A 22,920-nucleotide genomic window follows, 5' to 3' on the forward strand; every position below is an offset into this window, starting at 1 on the left:
TCGGAAAAGCGTCCTCTGCGCTGGCATTCAAAATCTGACAACAGGGCTCAGATATCGTAACTATGCCCCGCATTCAGCGAGGCAATGAATCTTTTCGTTCGCTCCCGCTCCGGCGACTGGAAGATCGCCTTTGGCGGACCGCTTTCGACAATCAAACCGCCGTCGAGGAACAGGACCTGCTCGGCCACGCGAGACGCGAGCCGCAGGTCATGCGTCGCCATGATCATCGTCGTGCCTTCACGGGCAAGCCGGCTTAGCACCTCGACAACTTCCTCTGCGAGTTCGGGATCAAGCGCCGAGGTCGGCTCGTCGCAAAGCAGCACGCGTGGCGATGGCGCCAATGCCCGGGCGATGGCGACGCGTTGTTGCTGGCCGCCCGAAAGCGTGGCCGGCCAGGCATCGGCCTTGTGGGCCATGCCGACTTTCTGCAGCAGTTCGAGCGCATGCGCTCGGGCTTTCGCTTTCGGCCATTTCAGCACTGTCACCAACCCTTCCATGACATTCTCGATGGCAGTCTGGTGCGGAAAGAGCTGAAAACTCTGAAACACCATGCCCGTCTGCCGGCGCAGGTGCTGGATCGCATCCCAGCCGACCTTTTTGCCCGGCTGGAAGTGGATGTTTTCCTCGCCCAACCGGATGTCGCCCGAGGTCGGTATTTCCAGGAGGTTGATGCAGCGCAGCAGCGTGCTCTTGCCGCCGCCCGAGGGGCCGACAAGCGCCGTCACCGTGCCTTCTGAGATCCGGACGCTGATATCCTTCAAGACGATATTGTCGCCGAAGCGCTTTTCGATATGGGAGAGCTCGATCATGTCCGCGCCTCCAGGAAGCCGCCATAGCGGGCGAAGCGGCGCTCGAGCCGCACCTGCAGCGCTGAAAGCACCGAACTCATGGCAAGATAGATCAGCGCCGCTTCGATATAGAGGATAAGAGGCTCATAGGTAGTGGCGACGATGCGTTGCGCCGTCTGGAACAGTTCCGGCACCGTGATGGCAGCGGCGAGCGACGTATCCTTGACCAGCGAAATGAAGGTATTGGAAAGCGGAGGCACCGCGACGCGGGTTGCCTGCGGCAGGATGGTGCGGCGCATGGCCTGGCTCCAGCTCATGCCGATGGAATAGGCCGCTTCCCATTGCCCGCGCGGGACCGAGGAAATCACGGCGCGGATGATCTCGGACGTATAGGCGCCGATATTGAGCGTGAAGCCGATCAGCGCCGCGGGAAAGGCGTCGAGCAGGATGCCGAGGCTCGGCAGGCCGTAGAAGATGACGAAGAGTTGCACCAGAAGCGGTGTGCCGCGGATCACCCAAACATAGAACCGGACGATGACGACCAGCGGCTTCGGCCCGAACAGCCGGACCACAGCCACGACCAGCCCGAGCGTCAGCCCCAACGCGAAGGACAAGAGCGTCAGCGGTATGGTGAAGATCAACCCTGCCCAGAGCAGAGGCTGGAGCGAATCCAGCATGAGTTGAAGCCAGGAAGGCAAATCGGACCCCTTGAACGAAAATCCGCTCCGGCACCCGGAGCGGATCGAGCTATAGTGCCTTGTGTCGAACGGTGAAATCGCCGGAAATTATTTCGAAACGTCCGCACCGAAATACTTCTTCGAGATTGCGTCATAGGTGCCGTCGGCCTTGATGTCCGCCAGCGCCTTGTTGACCGCCGCCAAAAATTCCGGCTCGCCCTTGCGGATGATCACGCCGGAATAGTCGGCATTGGCTTCCTGCGCCACGATCTTCACCGGCGCATCCGGCTTGTGCTTCTTGAAGTCGAGGAAAGACAGGCTGTCATTGATCGTGGCGTCGGCGCGGCCGGTCAGCACCAGCTGGATCGACTGGTCGAAACCGTCCGTGCCGACGAGCTCGGCGCCGGAGGATTCGGCCAGCTTGCCGAAATTGCTGGTCAGCGACTGTGCCGACTTCTTGCCCTTGAGATCGGCGAAGGTCTTGATGCCATCATTGTCGCTCTTGACGATCAGCACCGCCTTCGAGGCGATATAGGGCTCGGAGAAGTCATACTTCTTCTTGCGTCCGTCGGTAATGCCGACCTCGTTGATGACGGTGTCATAGCGCTTGGCATCGAGGCCCGCGATCAGGCCATCCCACTTGCCTTCGACGAATTCCGCCTTGACGCCGATCTTCTTGGCGATCGCCTGGGCGATCTCGACATCGAAACCAACCAGTGCGCCGGAGGCATCATGATAGGTGAAGGGTGCATAGGTGCCCTCGGTGCCGACCTTGAGAGTGCCGGCCGACTTGATGTCTTCAAGGTTGGAGCCTGCAAGTGCGGCACCAGCCGAAACGATCTGGGCGAGAGCCGCGGCGGCGAGGAGAGTCTTGATCCATTTCATGATGTTTTTCCAATTCTGTGATCTGCTTGGGAGCAATGGGACAATCGCACAGGGCGCCTCTGCCGGAAGCGAACAGAACTTTAAATTCGAGACAAAACCGCGAAGGTTTTCCGCGGTTCCACGATCGCGACGAAAATTTTGACCACTTATAAGGCGATAGCTCATATTTTAGGCGGCGAACCAAGCCGCCAATGCGACTAAAACGGTGCTCGGAACCTGTTGGCAGTCTCTCTTCCTGGTTTTCAGAGGGACCTTTGCTCCCGGCTTGGCTATACCCCTTGTCCCGCCTGTCGCCGGACGCTATTTGAACGCCGGAGTGATTTCTCCCCGATAAGGTTCTCCATGCGCTGCCCGTTTTGCAATTCCGAAGATACACAGGTCAAGGATTCCCGCCCCGCGGAGGATGGCTCCTCCATTCGCCGGCGACGTATCTGCCCGGATTGCGGCGGCCGCTTCACCACATTCGAGCGCGTGCAATTGCGCGAACTGATGGTGGTCAAGAAATCCGGCCGCAAGATGCCGTTCGACCGCGACAAGCTGGTGAAGTCCTTCGAGATTGCGCTGCGAAAGCGGCCGATCGACCGCGACCGGATCGAGCGCGCCGTGTCCGGCATCATCCGCCGGCTCGAAAGCTCGGGCGAGACGGAAATCAGCTCGACCGAGATCGGCACGCAGGTGCTTGAAGCGCTGAAGAACCTCGATGACGTCGCCTTCGTCCGCTACGCCTCGGTCTATCGCGACTTCACCCATATCGAGGACTTTTCCGAGGCGATAAAGCAAATCTCGGCAAAGATCGCCCGCGACCCGATCGAGGAGCGCTGAGGTCTTTCCCGGCGGCGCCGAATGGACATGGACCAGCACACACGTGACGCAGAGCAACACCGCCTGGATGAGCGCTTCATGGCGGCGGCCATCCGCCTGTCGCGCTGGCATCTGGGGCAGACGGGCTCCAACCCGTCGGTCGGCTGCCTGATCGTCAGGGACGGCGTCATCGTCGGCCGCGGGGTCACCGCACTTTCCGGCCGGCCGCACGCTGAACCCCAGGCTTTGGCTGAAGCAGGCGAAGCGGCGCGCGGCGCCACGGCTTATGTGACACTGGAGCCCTGCTCCCACCATGGCAAGACGCCCCCCTGCGCCGAGGCCCTGATTGCTTATGGTGTGGCGCGCGTGGTCGTGGCGCTCACCGATCCGGATGAGCGGGTGTCGGGCAGGGGGCTGAAAATGCTCGCCGACGCCGGCATCGAGGTCGTGGCTGATGTGTTGCGCGAGCAAGCTGAAGAACAACTTGAAGCCTATTTGAATCGACAGCGCAGGAAGCGGCCGCAAGTGATTCTGAAGCTTGCGACTTCCGCTGACGGCATGATGGGCAAGCAGGGCGTCTCCCAATTCCCGATCACCGGCAAGAGTGCGCGAGCGCAATCGCATATCCTGCGTGCGGAAAGTGACGCGATCCTGGTTGGCATCGGCACGGCGCTGACCGATGATCCTGCACTGACCTGCCGCCTACCAGGTTTGGAGGACCGATCGCCGCTGAGGATCGTGCTCGACAAGCGGCTCGACCTGCCGCTGACATCAAAGCTCGTCCGCACGATCCAGGACGGGCATCCGCTTCTCGTCGTTGCCGAGCCGGAAGCCGATGCAGGCCGCCGGCAGGCGCTGGAAGCTGCCGGTGCGGAAATAATTGTCGAGGCAGAACTTGCTGTTTTGCTCGAGGCGCTGGCAGCTCGAGGTCTGTCGTCGCTGATCGTGGAGGGCGGTGCTCAAACGGCGAACCGTTTTGTCAACGAACAACTCGTCGACCGCATCCTGCTCTTCTCCTCGCCTGTCGTGGTTGGAGAGGGAGGAATACCGTCGCCGGTTTCGCAACAGAGCGTTGCTGATGGATTTGCCGTTCGCAGGCACGAGTGCCTTGGCGACGATGTCGTGGACGACTATATCCATCGAGCGAATGGAGAATGAGAGAAAAGTCATGTTCACAGGCATCGTCACCGATATCGGCACGGTCGAGAAGATCACGCCGCTCAATGAAGGCATCCGGTTGCGTGTGTCCTCCGGTTATGATCCCGAGACGATCGCCATCGGCGCGTCTATTTCGCATGCCGGTGTCTGCCTGACGGTGACGGCGCTGGCCGAAGAAGGATCAAACCAGCGCTGGCACGAAGTCGAGGCATGGGAAGAAGCGCTGCGCCTGACCACGGCAGGCGCCTGGACCGAGGGCGCGCGGCTCAATCTCGAACGAGCGCTGAAGGTCGGCGACGAGTTGGGCGGCCATATCGTTTCGGGCCATGTCGATGGCATGGCGGAGATCGTCAAGGTCGATGAGGAGGGCGACGCGACCCGCTTCACCCTTCGGGCGCCGCGGGAATTCGCCAAATTCATCGCGCCGAAAGGATCCGTGGCGCTCGACGGCACGTCGCTAACGGTCAACAAGGTCGATGGAACGGATTTCGACGTGCTGATCATTCGCCACACACAGGAAGTGACCACCTGGGGCGAGCGCAGAACCGGCGACAAGGTCAATCTGGAAATCGATACGATGGCGCGCTACGCGGCGCGGCTTGCGGAGTTCAAATAGGCAACGAGGTGGGCCGGGGAGGTCAACCGGCCCATCTCGCTAGTCGCCGATGAACTCCGGGGGCACGAGGTTCAACGGACGTAGAGGGTCATGCCGCCATCCATGGCGGTCTTGGCGGCGACGGGCGTAGTTGCGCGGCTGATGACAATGAAGCGGTTCATGGCTTTGCTCCTTGGTCCTGTCACCACCTGCGGCGTGGATCGATCGGCCCGGTCCATCGTCGCGCTTGCAAACCAAGATCTGGACGCCGAATACGGCCGTTTCAATGCAATAAGGCACTGAAAAGAATTAAAGTTTTTTCATGTTGCGCTGCCGCGAAGATGTCGTCATGCGGCAGGATTGCGGCAGCTTGTGGGGAGCACCAAAATGCCGCACCGATGCCGCGGGTGAGACGTGTCAGCAACCGAAGGACAAAGTGCCTTTTGCTGTGTCGATCCTCGCACGCGCTCCGATCGGAACAACCATCGGCGAACTGCCGTGACCGAGCGGCAGACCGCCGAGCACGGGGACGCCGAGTTCAGTCATGTGTTCGCGCAGCACATCGATCACCGAATAGCGCTTGTTAAGCTCGAATCCAGTGAACTGTCCGAGCGCCACGCCCGTCAGGCCGCGGAGATGGCCGCCTTTGCGCAATGCCGTCAGTTGCCGGTCCACCTGGCCGATATACATGTTCGTCGCCTCGATGAAGAGGATTGCGCCTTCAAGCGATGGCAGACCCCATCCCGCCATCGTAGAGACCATGTCGAGATTGCCGCCAATCAGGCGGCCGGCGGCGGAACCTTCGGTCGTCAGCGCCGATGTCGGCTCGTCGCGCCGCCACGCCACTGTTGCAAAGTCCGGCGACATGAGTGCGTCGCGCAGCGTTGCGACCGCGCTGTCGTCATCGACATCCACCAGTGCGCCGTGAATGCCGACCAGGCCGCTGGCGCTGCAGAGCATCAGATGCAGTGCCGTGATATCACTGAAACCGATGAGATATTTGGGGTCGCGCACGATAGCGGGGAAATCGAGCCGGTCGGCGATGCGATAAGAACCCTTGCCGCCTTGCGTGGCGAAAACGGCCCTGACCTCCGGATCGCGAAATGCCGCGTTGAGATCCTCCAATCGCTCCGCATCTGTGCCGGCCAGATATCCGAGCCTGTTGAAGGCATGCCGGCCTATGTCGACCTTCAGGCCCCAGGTTTCCAGGACACTGATGCGGGCAAACACGGCGTCCTCGCCGGGTGTGCTGGCGGGCGAGACGAATCGAACCTTGTCGCCGGGCCGGAGCTTCGGCGGAAACAACGGATTGGGAATATCAACCTCCGCCGCAATCATCGATATCGATCCTCGGCATCAAAGGAGCCCGTGTCATTTCAATGAAGAAACCGGACCATTTGCTCGTGCAGGCAACCGGCATCCGTTTCGTCCATACATTCTGCATCACGACGGCAGCAAAAAGCCGGCATCGAGGCCGGCTTTATCTTTCATGGTCGCTCTGGGCGAGGCCGGCTTATTTCAGATCGCCCTTCTTGTGGAAAATGATGTCGCCATTTTCCAACGACCAGCCACTCACCGTGTCCTCGTTACGGTAAGAATCAGGCATCATGCCGAGCCCACTGTTGGTGCCGCCCTGCAGCTGACCGTTCAGACGCGCCGTCGTCGGGTCGTCGGTGGCGTTGATGCCCAGCGGGTCGCTGGTCGTCGACTGGGCATGAGCGGCACCCGCGAGCGTGCCAGCTGCGAGAGCTGCAAAAAGTGTCGCGGTGGTAAGGCGGTTCATCGTCTGATTCCTTTTCAACATGCCGAGTCTTGACGGACTTCATGTAGGTACGCGAAGCCGATTTGAGAAGCTCCGTYTCTGTCATATCATTATGGTGTGAAGCATTCTTTGCCAAGTGTGATGCGGATGCATTTTCCGGGGGGCTGGATAGGCGAAAAACCCCTTGCCAAGGCGCATCGTCCGTGGTTTGACYGGGGCCAAACGACGGCCGGGCGCCGATTTRCACATTTTCCGAGGAAAACATGGCCAAGAAGAAGAACAAACCGCATCTGTTGATCGTCGAGGCGCGTTTCTACGACGACATGGCGGATGCTTTGCTGGAAGGCGCCACCGAGGCGCTGAAGGCGGCCGGAGCCACCTATGACGTCATCACCGTGCCCGGCGCGCTCGAAATCCCGCCGGCAATCTCCATGGCGCTCGACGCCGCAGATGAGGACGGCACCGAATATGACGGCTTCGTCGCGCTCGGCATGATCATCCGCGGCGAGACCTACCATTTCGACGTCGTCGCCAATGAATCGGCACGTGCGCTGATGGATCTGGCCGTGTCGGAATCGATGCCGATCGGCAATGGCATTCTGACCGTCGAAAACGATGAACAGGGCTGGCGTCGCGCAAAACGCAGCGAACTCGACAAGGGCGGCTTTGCCGCGCGCGCGGCGCTGACCATGATTGCCCTCAAGAAGAAGCTTGGCGCCTGAAATGTCCGACGAAGCCGAAAAGCAGGACGTGAAGCAGGCAAACCAGCGGGGTGCCGCGCGCCTCGCCGCCGTGCAGGCGCTCTACCAGATGGAACTGTCCGGCACCGGCGTGCTTGAGATCGTCAGTGAGTACGAGAATTTCCGCCTCGGCCAGGAGATCGACGGCCAGCAATATCTGAAGGCCGATCCGTCCTGGTTCCGGTCGATCGTCTCCGGCGTGGTGCGTGACCAGCGGGCGCTCGACCCGATCATCGCCGATTCGCTCCTCGAAGGCTGGCCGCTCTCCCGGCTCGATGCGACGCTGCGCGCCATCCTGCGCGCCGGCACCTTCGAGATCATCGAGCGCAAGGACGTGCCGACCGCCGTCATCGTCAGCGAATATGTCGAGATCGCTCATGCCTTTTTCGATGAGGAAGAGCCGAAACTCGTCAATGCCGTGCTCGACAGCGTCGCCCGCAAGCTGCGCGGCAAGAAGTGATCGGGTGACGGCGTGACGGCCTCTGTCGAAGGACTGGAGACGGAGATCCGTTCCGCACACCGCAACGTCGCGCTGCTGGCCGCGGCGCAGGCAATACTCGGTGCGGCGCCTTCCATCACCTTCGCCGTCGGCGGGCTCGCCGCCTATCAGATGCTCGGCGCCGACAAGTCGTTGGCGACCGCACCGCTGACGGGATTCAATGTCGGTACGGCAGCCGGTACCGTCCTGGTCGCCATGCTGTCCCGCTACCTGTCGCGGCGCCCCTCCTTCATCTTCGGGGCATTGCTCCTGGGTATCGGCGGCCTGCTGGCGTCGATCGGCATTTATCGGGGCAATTTCTGGCTCTTCGTGGCAAGCCTGATGCTGACCGGCGTCGCCGCTGGCTTCACCCAGAAATTCCGCTTTGCGGCTGCCGACGCGTCACCATCCTTCTACAAGGGTACGGCGATCTCCTGGATCCTCGCCGGCGGCATCGTCTCCGCCGTGCTTGGCCCGCAGATTGCGATCCATGCGCGCGACCTCTTCGCACCGATCGCCTTTGTCGGCCCCTTCGTCGCCTTCGCGCCGATGAGCATAGCGGGCGCCCTGATTCTGTCCTTCCTGAAACTGCCGGCCTTGACGCGCGCACATGCAGATACTCATGCGCCATCGCGGCCGCTTTCGGAAATCGTCTTCCGCCGCCGCTTCCTCACTGGCATGTATTGCGGCATCGCGTCCTATGCGCTGATGACCTTCATGATGACTGGCGCACCGCTCGCCATGGTCGTCGGCTGCGGCTTCTCGGACGGTCAATCGACGCTCGGCATCCAGTTCCACGTGCTCGCCATGTTTGCTCCAAGTTTCTTCACCGGGCGGCTGATCCGCCGGTTCGGGGCGGAACGAATCGTGGCGACCGGCCTCGCTATCCTGATGATCTGCGCCGTGATCGCCCATATGGGCGTCCAGCTGTGGAATTTCTGGGGGGCGTTGACGCTGCTCGGCGCCGGCTGGAATTTCGGCTTCATCGGCGGCACCTCGATCGTCGCCCGGAGCTACAGGCCCGACGAGGCAGACAAGGTGCAGGGTTTTCACGACATCATCCTGTTCTCCACCGTGGCGCTCTCGTCTTTCGCTTCCGGCCAGATTTTCAGCCGCTTCGGCTGGGATGCGATGATTCTGCCGGTCTGGCCGCTCGCTATACTCGGCCTCGTCCTCTTGTTCTTTTTGAACCATTCCGAACCACGCTCCGAAGAAGTTTAATATTCAACTGAATTATTTGACCCGACCGATCCAAACCTGGCGGCGGAGACTTGACGTGGCGGACGCCACCCATCAATGTCCACGCGATTTGTGAATCCGGATGACTGGCGTGGGGAGTTTGCCGGTTGTCGCAGAAACTGCGGATGGCCAATCCGCCGTCAAATTGGAGGAATTTGGGAATGGGGATTTTGTTGTGCGTGATCGTGTGCGGGCTATTGTCCATCGCCTATGCTGTATGGGCGACGCAATCGGTCATGGCCGCAGACCAGGGCAACAGCCGCATGCAGGAGATCGCTGGCTATATTCGCGAAGGTGCGCAGGCCTATCTGACGCGCCAGTATACGACGATCGGCATTGTCGGCGTTGTGGTTTTCATTCTCGTATTCGCGCTCCTTTCCGCTGCAGCGGCTTTCGGCTTCCTGATCGGCGCCGTACTGTCGGGCGCGGCTGGCTTCATCGGCATGCATGTCTCGGTCCGCGCCAATGTTCGCACCGCCCAGGCCTCATCGAAGGGGCTTGCGGAAGGTCTTGAAATCGCCTTCAAGTCGGGCGCCATCACCGGCATGCTGGTCGCCGGCCTGGCGCTGCTCGGCGTCTCCGTCTACTATTTCATCCTCACCCATATTGTCGGCATGCAGCAAGGCAGCCGTGAAGTCATCGACGCGCTGGTGGCGCTCGGTTTCGGCGCCTCGCTGATCTCGATCTTTGCCCGTCTCGGCGGCGGCATCTTCACCAAGGGCGCCGACGTCGGTGGTGACCTGGTCGGCAAGGTCGAGGCCGGCATTCCGGAAGACGACCCGCGCAACCCGGCCACGATCGCCGACAATGTCGGCGACAATGTCGGCGACTGCGCCGGCATGGCCGCCGACCTGTTCGAAACCTACGCCGTGACCGTCGTTGCCACCATGGTTCTGGCGTCGATTTTCTTTGCCGGTACGCCGATCCTCGAAAGCGCCATGCTCTATCCGCTGGCGATCTGCGGCGGCTCGATCATCACCTCGATCATCGGCACCTTCTTCGTCAAGCTCGGCCCGAGTAACGACATCATGGGCGCGCTCTACAAGGGCCTGATCGTCACCGGCGTTCTCTCGATCGTCGCTGTCGCGCTCGCCACCTGGCTGACGGTCGGTTGGGGTCCGGTCGGCGCTGCCGGCACGACGGTCAACGGCACCAATCTGTTCCTTTGCGCACTGGTCGGCCTGATCGTCACGGCGCTCATCGTGGTGATCACCGAATACTATACCGGCACCGGCAAGCGGCCGGTTGTGTCGATCGCCCAGGCCTCCGTTACCGGCCACGGCACCAACGTTATCCAGGGTCTGGCTGTCTCGCTCGAATCGACGGCGCTGCCGGCCATCGTCATCGTCGGCGGCATCATCGCCACCTACCAGCTCGCCGGTCTGTTCGGCACCGGCATCGCCGTTACCGCCATGCTCGGCCTTGCCGGCATGATCGTGGCGCTCGACGCCTTCGGCCCGGTCACCGACAATGCCGGCGGCATCGCCGAAATGTCGCATCTGCCGCCGGAAGTGCGCAAGTCCACCGACGCGCTCGACGCTGTCGGCAACACCACCAAGGCGGTGACCAAGGGCTATGCGATTGGCTCGGCCGGCCTTGGCGCACTGGTCCTGTTCGCCGCCTATTCCAACGACCTGCATTTCTTTGCCACCGAGGCCAACAAGGCAGGTTCGACCCTCTACCCCTACTTCAAGGGCATCGGCGAAATCTCCTTCGACCTCTCCAACCCCTATGTCGTCGCCGGCCTGATCTTCGGTGGCCTCATCCCCTATCTCTTTGGCGGCATTGCCATGACTGCTGTCGGCCGCGCCGCCGGCTCGATCGTCGAGGAAGTGCGCAGGCAGTTCCGCGAGAAGCCCGGCATTATGGAAGGTACGGAACGGCCCGATTATGGCCGCGCCGTCGACCTGCTGACCCGGGCGGCGATTCGCGAAATGATCGTGCCGTCGCTGCTGCCGGTGCTGGCGCCGCTGGTCGTCTATTTCGGCGTGCTCTTGCTCTCCGGCTCCAAGGCCTCGGCTTTCGCCGCACTTGGCGCCTCTCTGCTCGGTGTGATCGTCAACGGTCTGTTCGTGGCGATCTCGATGACCTCCGGCGGCGGCGCCTGGGACAATGCCAAGAAAAGCTTCGAGGACGGCTTCGTCGACAAGGACGGCGTCCGCCACATGAAGGGTTCGGATGCGCACAAGGCCTCGGTGACTGGCGACACCGTGGGCGACCCCTACAAGGACACTGCCGGCCCCGCCGTCAACCCGGCAATCAAGATCACCAATATCGTGGCGCTGCTGCTGCTCGCCGTCCTGGCCTGAGCCGATCAAATAAAGCGCGTCGCACAAAGTGATGCGCTTTATCTTCTGTTTCTGCGGATATCACTATCCTGAAACAAAGGACCAGTTTCGGCTCATATGCCGTAAAAATCGAAAGCCGCATCGGGGTGACCGGATGCGGCTTTTTCTACATCTGCGAAGAATGCGGGAGCCAAACGGCTCCGTTCAAATCAATAGTGCTGGCCCAAGGTGCTGGGCACGTGTCCGAGAAGCTGTTGTGCTGCGTCGGCCGGATTGATGCCGCCGGAGAGCAGACGCATCAGGAAGGTCTTTTCGACGCCGCCGGTCGGTGTGGTCATGGTCAGCATGTCGATGACCCGGCCATCCTTCAGCGAATAATGCGCCAGATGGTCGACAGTGCCGTCCTTGGTGAAATAGACGGCCAGCACCGTCTGCTCTTCAAGCCGCGGCTTCATGAAGGCGATCGCGCGGTAGCGCTTCTGCGAGATATAGTAGAAGACCTCGTTGTCGAAAGTTGCGGTCGCCGAAGGCGTGCCGAGCGAGAGGTAAACCTGCTCCTTGCTCGATCCCGCAGGCACAAGCGCCAGCGTCTGCTGGTCGACGACATAGCCGTTCTGGATCGTTTCACCGAACGACGAGCAACCGGAAAGCGTTGTCGCGGCCAGCGCCATCGCCAGGAAAACGCCATGCGCAGCTTTGGCGCGGTGCCCGTGAAATTGCATTCTCAACGACATCTCCACAGTCTATGGCTCCTGGCCATCGCCCCGTCCATCCGCGCCGGCCGGGATGCCGGGACGGTTTGCCCCAGATGCGCCAACGCCATTGCAATTCGTGCCTGCTTCGGTAAACCAGCTTTTGGCAGGATGCAACACGGCGCTTGCCTCTGTGTCGACTTTCACAAAGGCAAATCAGGGCAAATTGATGATATTGGGCTTCTTTCGGCGAAATAACGCCAATCGCGCGATTATCGACCGACAGTATGGCATTTTGACAACAGCGGCGCGACAGAAAGCATTCTATCTGAACGCCGATGTGCCCGACACCGTCATGGGCCGGTTCGAAATGCTCTCCGTCATCATGATTCTCTATTTCCGCCGCACCAATAGCGAAGGCGCCGCGATCAAGGACATCGCCCAGGAGATCGTCGACGCCTTCTTCCTGGACCTCGATCATTCGATTCGCGAGCTTGGTATCGGCGACCAGGGCGTGCCAAAACGCATGAAGAAGCTGGCGTCGATGTTCTATGGACGCGTCGATTCCTACGGCAAGGCGCTCGATGCCGGCGACGAGGTCGCCCTTGCGGCGGCGCTGAAGCGCAATTTTTACCCGCAAAGCCAGGATGCTGAACTTTCTATGGCGGTGCTCGCACGCTATATGATGCGCGCTGCAGCGGCGCTTGCCGCGGTGAGCACCGAGGCCCTGGAGCGCGGGGAAGCGGAGATCCCGGTGATGGACGATGGAGGCGAGCGATGATGCGCCATGAAAATACAGGCGAGAGGCCGCCGTTTTCCTACCTGGTCAAGGTGGGCCACGTTTCGCATAATCCGATCGAGGTGCATGTCGAAGCTGACGCGCGCGAGCTCAAGGCGCTTGCCGTGCTCTGGAAGGTGCAGAGTGTCGAAGCGTTGCGCGCCGACCTCAAGATACGCCGCTGGAAGAAGGACGGCGTCAAGGTTTTCGGCACCATTCATGCGCATGTCACCCAGGCCTGCGTTGTCACGCTCGATCCGGTCGAGTCGGATATCGACGAGGAGATGGACCAGATCTTCGTGCCGGAGGGCTCGGCGCTCGCCCGAATGCCTGCCAATGACCAGGGTGAGATGATCATCGATCCTGATGGGCCGGACCTGCCGGAGATGTTTGCTGGCGACACGATCGATATCGGCGCGGTCGTCGCCGAGTTTGCCGCCATGGGCATTGATCCCTATCCGCGCAAGGTGGGTGTCGAATTTGAACCACACATCGAAAATTCCGCTGGAACGGAGGCGAAACCCTCGCCATTTGCCGTGCTCAAGAACCTGAAAATCGATAAATGAGCGCCAGTCCGACAGATTTTGCCGATCTGGGCAGGTTTGCCACAAAATTGTGGCAACTCGCCCTATAAGCAGTGACCGGCCGGCAAGGACCCAAGCAAAGACGCCGCCAAAGGCGCGAAACGACAAGGACTAGGGACGCGTGATCAGAATCTCTCTCGACGCTATGGGCGGCGATTTCGGGCCGGAAGTCAGTCTGGCGGGAGCCGCGACGGCTTTGGTCCGGCAGCCCGACATTCAATTCATCCTCTATGGCCAGGAWAGTGTCTGCCGCCCGATCCTCGAACGCTATCCGAAGCTCAAGGCCAATGCGGCCTTCCATCATTGCGACATCGCGGTGCGTATGGATGAGAAGCCGAGCCAGGCGCTCCGGCGCGGTCGTTATTCGTCGTCGATGTGGAAGGCGATCGAAGCGGTGAAGCTCGGTGAAGCCGATGTTGCGGTGTCCGCGGGCAATACTGGCGCCCTGATGGCAATGTCGAAATTCTGTCTGCGCACGATGGCAAATGTCGAAAGGCCGGCGATTGCGGGCATTTGGCCGACAATGCGGGGCGAGAGCATCGTCCTCGACATAGGTGCCACGATCGGCGCCGATTCGCAGCAGCTTCTCGATTTCGCACTGATGGGTGGCGCCATGGCGCGGGCGCTGTTCGAAATCCGCCGGCCGACCGTCGGTCTGCTCAATGTCGGCGTCGAAGAGATCAAGGGCCAGGAAGAGGTCAAGGAGGCCGGCCGATTGCTGCGTGAAGCCGGTCTCGACACGATCGATTATCGCGGCTTCGTCGAGGGCGATGATATCGGCAAGGGCACCGTCGATGTCGTGGTTACCGAAGGCTTCACCGGCAATATCGCGCTCAAGGCTGCGGAAGGCACCGCCCGCCAGATCGCCGATTTCCTGCGCATGGCAATCGAGCGGACCTGGATGGCCAAGCTGGGCTATCTGCTCGCCAAAAGCGCTTTCGACCGGGTGCGCGAGAAGATGGATCCGCGCAAGGTCAACGGCGGTGTGTTTCTCGGTTTGAACGGCGTTGTCATAAAAAGTCATGGCGGAACGGATGGCGAGGGCTATGCGGCGGCCATCAAGGTCGGCTATGACATGGTCCGCAACGGTCTGTTCGAGAAAATTCAAGCCGACCTAAAAAAATATCATGCGCTGCGCGTTCCTCCCTCGGATGCGCAGGAGGAAACGGCGGGAATAGTATGATCCGATCAATCGTCCGTGGGGTTGGCGCTTCGCTTCCGAAGCGGCTGCTGACCAATCGTGAAATGGAATCCATTGTCGATACCACGGATGAATGGATCATACAGCGCACCGGCATCCGCCAGCGCTACATCGCTGGTGACGACGAAACCACTGCCTCGCTCGGCGAGGCTGCGGCGCGTGCCGCCCTTGCCAATGCCGGTCTGGCGCCCGATGCCGTCGATCTGATCATCGTTGCCACCTCGACGCCGGACAACACCTTTCCCGCCACCGCGGTCAACATCCAGCAGCGTCTCGGCATCCGTCACGGTGCCGCCTTCGACATGCAGGCGGTCTGCAGCGGCTTCGTCTATGCGATGAACACCGCCGATCTCTATATCCGCGGCGGCATGGCCAAGCGCGTGCTGGTGATCGGCGCCGAAACATTCTCGCGGATCCTCGACTGGACCGACCGGACAACTTGCGTGCTCTTCGGCGACGGTGCCGGCGCCGTGGTGCTGGAAGCAGGCGAGGGGACTGGCGCCAATACCGATCGCGGCGTGCTGACGGCCTCGCTTCGGTCCGACGGCACCCACAAGGAAAAGCTCTATGTCGACGGCGGCCCGTCGTCGACCGGCACGGTCGGACATCTGCGAATGGAAGGCCGCGAAGTGTTCAAGCATGCCGTCGGCATGATCACCGACGTCATTGTCGATGCTTTCGACAAGGCGGAACTTTCGGTCGACCAGATCGACTGGCTGGTGCCGCACCAGGCCAATATCCGCATCATCGAAGGCTCCGCTAAAAAACTGTGCATTCCGATGGAAAAAGTCGTGGTCACCGTCGATCAGCACGGCAACACCTCTGCCGCCTCGATTCCGCTCGCTTTGGCCGCTGCAACCGCAGACGGCAGGATCAAGCAAGGGGACCTTGTCCTGCTCGAAGCCATGGGCGGCGGCTTCACCTGGGGATCGGTGCTACTGCGCTGGTAATACACGAAAAAAAAGGTCGCTTCCGGGTGCGCGGCGGTGCTTGACCCGAAGGTGCAACAACAATACTCTTCGCCCGTGTTCACGTCCAAAATAGAATAAGCGGGGGACCATGAGCGGCAAGACTGTGACGAGGGCGGATCTGGCGGAGTCTGTGTTCCGCAAAGTCGGATTGTCGCGAACCGAATCCGCCCAGCTCGTGGAGACGGTGATCGACGAGATTTGCAACGCGATCGTGCGGGGTGAAAGCGTCAAGCTTTCCTCCTTTGCAACCTTCCAGGTGCGCGCCAAGAACGAGCGTATCGGCCGCAACCCAAAGACCGGCGAGGAAGTGCCGATCTCGCCGCGCCGGGTCATGACCTTCAAGGCCTCGAACGTGCTCAAGAGCCGGATTTTGAAGAGCCATCTCTCCCGTAAGGCGAAGGCGAAGGCCTAAAACATAAATTCGGCCTTTTCCGGCTGTTTCAATTGCTTATAATCGAAAGTTCATACTGGTTCGCCCGCCGGACCGGCAGTCTGTCCGTCACGCGGAGCCGCCTCAGCCATGGAAAAAAGCCCGGATGCCTTCCGAACCATCAGCGAAGTGGCTGACGAGCTCGAATTGCCGCAGCATGTGCTGCGCTTCTGGGAGACCCGTTTTCCCCAGATCAAGCCGCTGAAGCGCGGCGGCGGCCGCCGCTACTACCGGCCGGACGACGTCGAATTGCTCAAGGGCATCCGCCATCTGCTCTACGATCACGGCTATACGATCAAGGGCGTGCAAAAGCTTCTGAAAAACAACGGCAACAAATTCGTCGCCGCCGCTGCCAGCGGCGATCTCGCGACTATGGAGGCGCTTGCTGCCGCGAGCGAGGCGGAAGAGCAGGAAGAGGCCGCCCCCGCGCCGCAGCCGAAACCGCAACCCACTTTCGAGGATGACCAGATCGTCGGCCGCGCCAAGCCGCCGACGCATCGTCGATTCTTCGGCCTGATCGGCGGTAACGACGACGATTTCTCCGCTATCGGCGGCCCGCAGATCGGCAAGGAGGATCGGGCTTTGCTGCAGGAGGCGCTGTTCGATCTCCTGGAATGCAAACGCCTGCTCGACCAGGTGCGGTGAGGATGTGCTGTCGTAACGATCGTGGTAGACAGCCATGGTTGCCACCTAGTTCCTGTTCTTTGACTGAAGAGGACGCTGCCGCTGCCGTGTACTGTCTCCGGACGGCTGTTCAATTTTTGTGAGTTTTGCCTACTAAATAGGCAAATGTCGAAACTGCTTGATTTTCGGGCGACGTTCGCGCATTTAACGGCCACGCGAGCTTCGCGAGAGAGTGTCGACCAGAGAGCAGCGCAACAAGCATGGCAATTTTTCCGATAATGATGCCGAGGCCGATTCGGCCTGTCTTCGTGCCCGGCATTGTCGACCGGTGGTAATCCTTGGCAAACCGTCTTTCCAAGCCTGGCGATCTCAATGTGCTCGTCATCGACGAGAACAGCATCAGGGCCTCGATCATCGAAATGGGCTTGCGCGAAGCGGGCTATGACAATGTCACGATCATCGATGACATGAACGGCCTTGCCCGCCGCATCATGGACATCAATCCCGATGTCATCGTCATCGATATAGAAAACCCCAATCGGGACATGCTGGAAAGCATTTTTCAGATTTCGCGGGTGGTCAAGCGCCCGATCGCCATGTTTGTCGACAAGTCCGATGAGGCTTCCATCGAGGCCGCGGTGGAGGCGGGGGTTTCCGCCTATATCGTCGACGGCCTCAAGCAGGAACGGGTGCGGCCGATCCTGAAAATGGCCATCAGCCGCTTCAACGCCTATTCGCGCCTGACCCGCGAATTGGAGGAGACGCGTGGCGAACTCGAAAACCGCAAACTGATCGATCGCGCCAAGGGATTGCTGATGCGCTCGCGCGGCCTGTCGGAGGACGAGGCCTATGCTCTGCTCAGGCGAACGGCGATGAACCAGAACAGGAAGATCGTCGAGATCGCGCAGAGCCTGATCACCGCCGCAAGCCTTCTCGACCCGGGAACAAGCGCATGACGTCAAGACATCAGATCAATGCCGGCTTCCTGCCGCTGCTCGACAGCGCGCTCCTCGTCGTCGCCAGGGAAAAGGGCTTTGCGGCGGAATTGGACATCGATCTAAAGCTTGTGCGCGAACGCTCCTGGGCCACCATCCGGGACCGGCTTGCCGTCAGCCATTTCGACGTCGCTCATATTCTCGCGCCCATGCCGATCGCCTGTAATCTCGGGCTGACCGCGCCGGCGCCGCGCATGATCGTGCCGATGGCGATGGGGCTGGGTGGCAATGCCGTCACCGTCTCCGCCGGCCTTTGGCGGGAGATGGGTGACTTCGGCGCCCGACCGGACCTCGATGCCCGTTCAAGCGGGCGGGCGCTGCGCCAGGTTATCGATCATCGCCAGGGCGAACGGCTCCGCTTCGCTGTCGTCCATCCCTATTCGGGCCATAATTACGAATTGCGCTACTGGCTTGCCGCCAGCGGCATCGATCCCGACCGCGACGTCGAGATCGGCATCCTGCCTCCGCCTGATATGGCCGATGCTCTGACCGCCAATCTCATCGACGGCTATTGCGCCGGCGAGCCCTGGAATACGCTCGGCGTTCTCCATAACGATGCGCATCTTGCGACGGTCAAGGCTGCGATCTGGAAATCGAGCCCGGAAAAGGTGCTCGGCGTCAACAGCCGATGGGCTGACGGTCACGCCGAGGCGCTGTCGGCGTTGTTGCAGGCGCTCTACAAAGCCTCGCTCTGGTGCGGAGACAGCGGCAATCGGCACGAATTGGCCGACCTCATGGCGCGGCCTGCTTATGTCGGTCGTCCGGCGGAAAGCCTGCTGCCGGCCCTGACCGGCATGCTTCACACCGGTGGCGGCGAAATTCTTGATGTAAAGGACTTCTTCGTGCCCAATGCCAAGGCTGCGACCTTTCCCTGGAAAAGTCATGCGCTGTGGTTCTACACGCAGATGGTCCGCTGGGGTCAGGTGCGGCACATGGCCGAGCATCAGAGGATTGCCGGGGACAGCTACAGGCCCGATATTTATCGCAGCGCGTTAAAGGCGATGGGCGTCGCCTTGCCGGCGGCGAGCGCCAAGGTAGAGGGCGCGCTCCGCGTCGAAACGCCGGTCGGTTCCAGCGGTGCGCTGACGCTCGGGCCGGATGGATTTTTCGACGGCGGCCTGTTCGATCCGGACGATGTGGACGGCTATATTGCGTCGCAAACGCACGGCTAGCCGCGCGTCTATTTTATGCGCATTGCACAAAATTTAGTGCAGCAGCTGCTTCTCCGATAATGCCGACCTAGCCGCTTGAGTGTGTGAGGCGGGTGGTTTCATTGAAAAATAAGCGCTTTTTCAATCTGGCACGAAGATTGCTTTGATATAGGCAGGCCTTCGGGTCACGAATTCGGCGTCCAATGGCGGGCGCCACCAGCAAAGCCGCTGATCAGGATTTTCGCGCACGCCCCTTTCGTGCAAGCGTTTCTTGAGCAGCGGCTTTTTGTTTTTAACCCCTAAAGATGGATCGGCACGACCTTGTCGGGCCTCGGAGAAGCCATGTCTGTTATCGAGAAAACCCAGCCCATGTCCGCCGGCGAGCCGGCCAAGGCATTGTGGATTTCCACGATTGCCTTCACGCTCTGTTTCGCCGTGTGGACGATCTTTGCGATCATCGGCATCCGCATCAAACAGCAGCTCGGCCTGAACGAAGCCGAGTTCGGATTGCTGATCGGCACGCCCGTGCTGACCGGCTCGCTCGTCCGCATCGTGCTGGGCATCTGGACCGGCCGTTATGGCGGTCGCCTGGTCTATACGCTCACCATGCTGTCTGCCGCAGTTGCGACCTTCCTGCTCTCCTATGCCCATACCTATACCGAGATGCTGATTGCCGGGCTCGGCGTTGGTCTCGCCGGCGGCTCCTTCGCGGTCGGCGTGGCCTATGTCTCGCCCTTCTTTCCGGCGGAAAAGCAGGGAACGGCGCTCGGTATCTTCGGCGCCGGTAATGTCGGCGCCGCCGTGACCAAGTTTGCCGCACCCTTCGTCCTGATGGCCTGGGGCTGGCAGTCCGTCGCCCAGATTTGGGCGGCTGTGCTGGCGGTGATGGCGATCGTCTTCTGGTTCACCACGTCGGATGATCCGGCATTCCGCTTGCGGCGTCAGCAGGGTGTCGCATCCAAGAGCCTTGCCGAGGAGTTTGCGCCTCTGAAGAACATCCAGGTGTGGCGCTTCTCGCTCTACTATTTCTTCGCCTTTGGCGGCTTCGTGGCACTGTCGCTGTGGCTGCCGCGCTACCTCGTCGGTGTCTATGGCTTCAACCTGGAAACCGCAGGCATGGTCGCAGCAGCCTATTCGATCCCAGGCAGCATTTTCCGCGCCTTCGGCGGCATGCTGTCGGACAAGAAGGGCGCCCGCAGCGTCATGTATACGATGTTTGCGGTTGCCGCGGTCGCAACGCTCATCCTGTCCCTGCCGGCAGCGGGCAGCGGCAATGCGCACGGCATTACCCCTCTGGTCTTCATCGTCGTCATCTTCGTGCTCGGCTTCGTCATGAGCCTTGGCAAGGCGGCGGTCTACAAGCACATCCCGGCTTATTATCCCGATAGCGTTGGCGCCGTCGGCGGCATCGTCGGCATGATGGGCGGCCTCGGCGGCTTCATCCTGCCGATCGCCTTCGGTTTTCTCAAGGATATGACCGGCCTCTGGTCGAGCTGCTTCATGCTGCTCTTCGCCGTCGTCGTCATCTCGCTCGTCTGGATGCATCTGTCGGTCATGCAGCTCAACCGCCGCAGCTCCTCGGCGCAAGCCGTTGCCGCCGCCTGAGCCTATGCAATCGAAGGACTTGAACTCATGACTGAAAAACTCGTCATCATCGGCAATGGCATGGCGCCTGGCCGCATGCTGGAACACCTGCTGGAAAAGGCGCCGGATCAATACCAGGTCACCATCTTCAATGCCGAGCCGCGGGTCAATTACGACCGCATCATGCTCTCGCCGGTCCTATCCGGCGAGAAGGAGTATGAAGAGATCATCATCCACGGCGACGGCTGGTATATCAAGCACGGCATCACCCTCTACAAGGGCCACAAGATCGTGGCGATTGATCGCCTCGCCAAGACGGTCACCTCCGATCACGGCGTCACCGAAAGCTACGACAAACTGGTCATCGCCACCGGCTCGGTGCCATTCATCATCCCGGTGCCCGGCAACAATCTGCGCGGCGTCATCACCTATCGCGATCTCGACGACGTGCAGGCCATGCTGCTCGCCGCCCAGTCGCGTGAGAAGGCCATCGTCATCGGCGGCGGACTGCTTGGCCTCGAAGCCGCGGCCGGTCTCGCCGGACGCGGCATGGATGTCACTGTGCTGCATGTCATGCCGACACTGATGGACCGGCAGCTCGACCCCTCTGCCGGCTATCTCCTTGAGAAGGAACTGGAAGGCCGCGGCATCAAGATCCTCTGCAAGGCCAACACCAAGGCGATCGTCGGCGACGGCAAGGTCGAGGGCGTCGAGCTCGATGACGGCCGCATCATCCCGGCGACGCTCGTCGTCATGGCGGTCGGCATCCGGCCTAGTGTCGGGCTGGCGCGCGACGCCGGCATTGCCGTCAATCGCGGTATCGTCGTCGATGACGGCATGCAGACCTCGGACGGCAATATCCTGGCGCTCGGCGAATGCGCCGAGGTCGGCGGCACAGTCTATGGCCTTGTCGCGCCACTCTATGAGATGGCGCGCGTCGCCGCCTCGCATCTGGCGGGCGATCGCTCCGCCGCCTTCGTTCATTCGGATACGCCGACCAAGCTGAAGGTGACCGGCATCGAGCTCTATTCGCTCGGCGATTTCGCCGACGGCGACGACCGTGAGGAAATCGTCCTGCGCGACGCTTCCGCCGGCGTCTACAAGCGCATCGTGCTGAAGCAGAACAAGATCATCGGCACCGTTCTCTACGGCGAAACAGCCGATGGCGCCTGGTTCAACGACCTGAAGAAGAAACAGACCGATATCAGCGGCATGCGCGAGACGCTGATCTTCGGCCAGGCCTACCAGGGAGGGTCCCCGCTGGACCCTATGGCGGCCGTTGCAGCCTTGCCGGATGATGCGGAAATCTGCGGCTGCAACGGCGTTTGCAAGGGCAAGATCGTCTCGACGATCACGGGAAAGGGCCTGACATCGCTCGACGATGTCAGGGCTCACACCAAGGCATCCGCGTCCTGCGGCTCCTGCACCGGCCTCGTCGAAAAACTGATGACGTTGACGCTCGGCGACCAATACAACCCGGCCGCGGTGCAGCCGATGTGCGGCTGCACGACGCTTGGTCACGACGAGGTCCGCCGGCTGATCAAGGCCAAGGGCCTGAAGAGCATTCCGGCCGTCATGCAGGAGCTCGAATGGAAGACCTCCTGCGGCTGCGCCAAATGCCGGCCAGCGCTCAATTACTATCTCGTCTGCGATTGGCCGGACGAATATGCCGATGACTATCAGTCGCGCTTCATCAATGAACGCGTCCACGCCAATATCCAGAAGGACGGCACCTATTCCGTCGTGCCGCGTATGTGGGGCGGCGTCACCAATTCGAAGGAATTGCGCGCGATCGCCGACGTCGTCGACAAGTTCAACGTCCCGATGGTCAAGGTCACCGGCGGCCAGCGCATCGACATGCTCGGCATCGAAAAGGAAGACCTGCCGGCAGTCTGGGCAGAGCTCGGCAAGGCCGGATTTATCTCCGGGCAGGCCTATGCCAAGGGCTTGCGCACCGTCAAAACCTGCGTCGGTTCGGACTGGTGCCGCTTCGRCACGCAGGATTCGACCGGCCTTGGCATCCGCATCGAGAAATTCATGTGGGGCTCCTGGACGCCGGCCAAGCTGAAGATGGCGGTCTCCGGCTGTCCGCGCAATTGCGCCGAAGCCACCTGCAAGGACATCGGCGTCATCTGCGTCGATTCCGGCTACGAGATCCATTTCGCCGGCGCCGCCGGCCTCGACATCAAGGGCACCGAAGTGCTCGGTCTGGTCAAGACCGAGGACGAGGCGCTCGAACATATCGTCGCGTTGACGCAGATGTATCGCGAGCAGGGCCGATATCTCGAGCGCATCTACAAATGGGCAAAGCGTGTCGGCCTCGACGAGATCCGCAGGCAGATCATGGGCGATGCGGAAAAGCGCAAGGCCTATTACGACCGCTTCGTCTTCAGCCAGAAATTTGCCCAGGTCGATCCCTGGTCGGAACGCGTTTCCGGCAAGGACAAGCATGAATTCAGGCCGATGGCGACGATCGGCTACCAGCAGGCAGCGGAATAG

The 22,920-nt window shown here is 61.1% G+C and carries 23 protein-coding genes; 17 read left to right on the forward strand and 6 right to left on the reverse strand.

What is annotated here, in order from left to right:
• Window positions 1-47: 47 nt before the first annotated feature.
• The 3 genes from AC1D06_RS24540 to AC1D06_RS24550 all read right to left on the reverse strand — a co-directional run bounded on the left by AC1D06_RS24540 (window position 48) and on the right by AC1D06_RS24550 (window position 2,350).
• Complete coding sequence (locus AC1D06_RS24540; protein WP_477988417.1) at window positions 48-809, reverse strand: amino acid ABC transporter ATP-binding protein; 762 nt, start codon at window positions 807-809, stop codon at window positions 48-50.
• Window positions 806-1,486 (reverse strand): amino acid ABC transporter permease, encoded by a 681-nt coding sequence (locus tag AC1D06_RS24545; protein WP_477881819.1) that lies wholly within the window; start codon window positions 1,484-1,486, stop codon window positions 806-808. The genes AC1D06_RS24540 and AC1D06_RS24545 overlap by 4 nt, the downstream gene beginning before the upstream one ends.
• Before the next feature lie 87 nt (window positions 1,487-1,573).
• A complete protein-coding gene (locus AC1D06_RS24550; RefSeq protein WP_477988418.1) occupies window positions 1,574-2,350 on the reverse strand; it encodes an amino acid ABC transporter substrate-binding protein in 777 nt (258 codons plus the stop codon).
• 342 nt (window positions 2,351-2,692) lie between these two features.
• On the opposite strand from AC1D06_RS24550, the gene nrdR reads away from it, so the two are divergent.
• Genes nrdR through AC1D06_RS24565 form a run of 3 tightly spaced genes read left to right on the forward strand, consistent with a single transcriptional unit; the run spans window position 2,693 to window position 4,925 of the window.
• The gene (nrdR, locus tag AC1D06_RS24555) at window positions 2,693-3,172 is read left to right on the forward strand and encodes a transcriptional regulator NrdR (protein ID WP_477988419.1); all 480 of its coding nucleotides are present in this window, start codon (window positions 2,693-2,695) and stop codon (window positions 3,170-3,172) included.
• Window positions 3,173-3,193: 21 nt separating this feature from the next.
• Window positions 3,194-4,309 carry a bifunctional diaminohydroxyphosphoribosylaminopyrimidine deaminase/5-amino-6-(5-phosphoribosylamino)uracil reductase RibD gene (gene ribD, locus AC1D06_RS24560; RefSeq protein WP_477988421.1) on the forward strand — a complete coding sequence of 372 codons (1,116 nt, stop codon included), beginning with the start codon at window positions 3,194-3,196 and terminating at the stop codon, window positions 4,307-4,309.
• Between the two features lie 10 nt (window positions 4,310-4,319).
• Window positions 4,320-4,925 (forward strand): riboflavin synthase, encoded by a 606-nt coding sequence (locus tag AC1D06_RS24565; protein ID WP_477988422.1) that lies wholly within the window; start codon window positions 4,320-4,322, stop codon window positions 4,923-4,925.
• 396 nt (window positions 4,926-5,321) lie between these two features.
• On the opposite strand, the gene AC1D06_RS24570 is transcribed toward AC1D06_RS24565, so the two are convergent.
• Together AC1D06_RS24570 and AC1D06_RS24575 are read right to left on the reverse strand one after the other, a co-directional pair.
• The gene (locus tag AC1D06_RS24570) at window positions 5,322-6,242 is read right to left on the reverse strand and encodes a S66 peptidase family protein (protein ID WP_477988423.1); all 921 of its coding nucleotides are present in this window, start codon (window positions 6,240-6,242) and stop codon (window positions 5,322-5,324) included.
• Window positions 6,243-6,417: 175 nt separating this feature from the next.
• Window positions 6,418-6,687 carry a hypothetical protein gene (locus AC1D06_RS24575; protein ID WP_477881812.1) on the reverse strand — a complete coding sequence of 90 codons (270 nt, stop codon included), beginning with the start codon at window positions 6,685-6,687 and terminating at the stop codon, window positions 6,418-6,420.
• Between the two features lie 242 nt (window positions 6,688-6,929).
• Here AC1D06_RS24575 and AC1D06_RS24580 point away from each other — a divergent pair, with 242 nt between their 5' ends.
• From AC1D06_RS24580 to AC1D06_RS24595, 4 genes are all read left to right on the forward strand, one after another.
• Complete coding sequence (locus AC1D06_RS24580) at window positions 6,930-7,388, forward strand: 6,7-dimethyl-8-ribityllumazine synthase (protein ID WP_477881810.1); 459 nt, start codon at window positions 6,930-6,932, stop codon at window positions 7,386-7,388.
• 1 nt (window position 7,389) lies between these two features.
• Window positions 7,390-7,866: a transcription antitermination factor NusB gene (nusB, locus tag AC1D06_RS24585; protein WP_477988426.1), complete on the forward strand. Its 477-nt coding sequence runs from the start codon at window positions 7,390-7,392 to the stop codon at window positions 7,864-7,866.
• A 12-nt stretch (window positions 7,867-7,878) separates the two neighbouring features.
• On the forward strand, window positions 7,879-9,105 hold the full coding sequence (locus AC1D06_RS24590; RefSeq protein WP_477881808.1) for an MFS transporter: 1,227 nt from the start codon (window positions 7,879-7,881) through the stop codon (window positions 9,103-9,105).
• Between the two features lie 179 nt (window positions 9,106-9,284).
• The gene (locus tag AC1D06_RS24595) at window positions 9,285-11,432 is read left to right on the forward strand and encodes a sodium-translocating pyrophosphatase (RefSeq protein ID WP_477881807.1); all 2,148 of its coding nucleotides are present in this window, start codon (window positions 9,285-9,287) and stop codon (window positions 11,430-11,432) included.
• A 188-nt stretch (window positions 11,433-11,620) separates the two neighbouring features.
• On the opposite strand, the gene AC1D06_RS24600 is transcribed toward AC1D06_RS24595, so the two are convergent.
• The gene (locus AC1D06_RS24600; RefSeq protein ID WP_477881893.1) at window positions 11,621-12,133 is read right to left on the reverse strand and encodes an outer membrane protein assembly factor BamE; all 513 of its coding nucleotides are present in this window, start codon (window positions 12,131-12,133) and stop codon (window positions 11,621-11,623) included.
• Window positions 12,134-12,332: 199 nt separating this feature from the next.
• Between AC1D06_RS24600 and AC1D06_RS24605 the strand changes: the two genes are divergently transcribed.
• From AC1D06_RS24605 to nirB, 10 genes are all read left to right on the forward strand, one after another.
• Complete coding sequence (locus AC1D06_RS24605; protein WP_477988427.1) at window positions 12,333-12,884, forward strand: ubiquinol-cytochrome C chaperone family protein; 552 nt, start codon at window positions 12,333-12,335, stop codon at window positions 12,882-12,884.
• Entirely contained in the window at window positions 12,881-13,447 is a 567-nt protein-coding gene (locus AC1D06_RS24610) for a YceD family protein (protein WP_477988428.1), read from the forward strand. Before AC1D06_RS24605 ends, AC1D06_RS24610 begins: the two co-directional genes overlap by 4 nt.
• A gap of 139 nt (window positions 13,448-13,586) precedes the next feature.
• On the forward strand, window positions 13,587-14,648 hold the full coding sequence (plsX, locus tag AC1D06_RS24615; protein WP_477988429.1) for a phosphate acyltransferase PlsX: 1,062 nt from the start codon (window positions 13,587-13,589) through the stop codon (window positions 14,646-14,648).
• On the forward strand, window positions 14,645-15,616 hold the full coding sequence (locus AC1D06_RS24620; protein WP_477988430.1) for a beta-ketoacyl-ACP synthase III: 972 nt from the start codon (window positions 14,645-14,647) through the stop codon (window positions 15,614-15,616). Before plsX ends, AC1D06_RS24620 begins: the two co-directional genes overlap by 4 nt.
• A gap of 109 nt (window positions 15,617-15,725) precedes the next feature.
• A complete protein-coding gene (locus AC1D06_RS24625; protein WP_477884095.1) occupies window positions 15,726-16,049 on the forward strand; it encodes an integration host factor subunit alpha in 324 nt (107 codons plus the stop codon).
• 108 nt (window positions 16,050-16,157) lie between these two features.
• A complete protein-coding gene (locus AC1D06_RS24630; RefSeq protein WP_477988431.1) occupies window positions 16,158-16,712 on the forward strand; it encodes a MerR family transcriptional regulator in 555 nt (184 codons plus the stop codon).
• 317 nt (window positions 16,713-17,029) lie between these two features.
• Window positions 17,030-17,647, forward strand: a complete 618-nt coding sequence (locus tag AC1D06_RS24635; protein ID WP_477988432.1) for an ANTAR domain-containing response regulator — start codon at window positions 17,030-17,032, stop codon at window positions 17,645-17,647.
• Window positions 17,644-18,858 carry a CmpA/NrtA family ABC transporter substrate-binding protein gene (locus AC1D06_RS24640; protein ID WP_477988433.1) on the forward strand — a complete coding sequence of 405 codons (1,215 nt, stop codon included), beginning with the start codon at window positions 17,644-17,646 and terminating at the stop codon, window positions 18,856-18,858. Before AC1D06_RS24635 ends, AC1D06_RS24640 begins: the two co-directional genes overlap by 4 nt.
• A 321-nt stretch (window positions 18,859-19,179) precedes the next feature.
• Entirely contained in the window at window positions 19,180-20,442 is a 1,263-nt protein-coding gene (locus AC1D06_RS24645; protein WP_477884088.1) for an MFS transporter, read from the forward strand.
• Window positions 20,443-20,469: 27 nt separating this feature from the next.
• Window positions 20,470-22,920, forward strand: coding sequence for a nitrite reductase large subunit NirB (gene nirB / locus AC1D06_RS24650; protein WP_477988434.1), 2,451 nt, complete (start codon window positions 20,470-20,472; stop codon window positions 22,918-22,920).

It is taken from the genome of Rhizobium sp. P2_G2, from assembly GCF_056403555.1.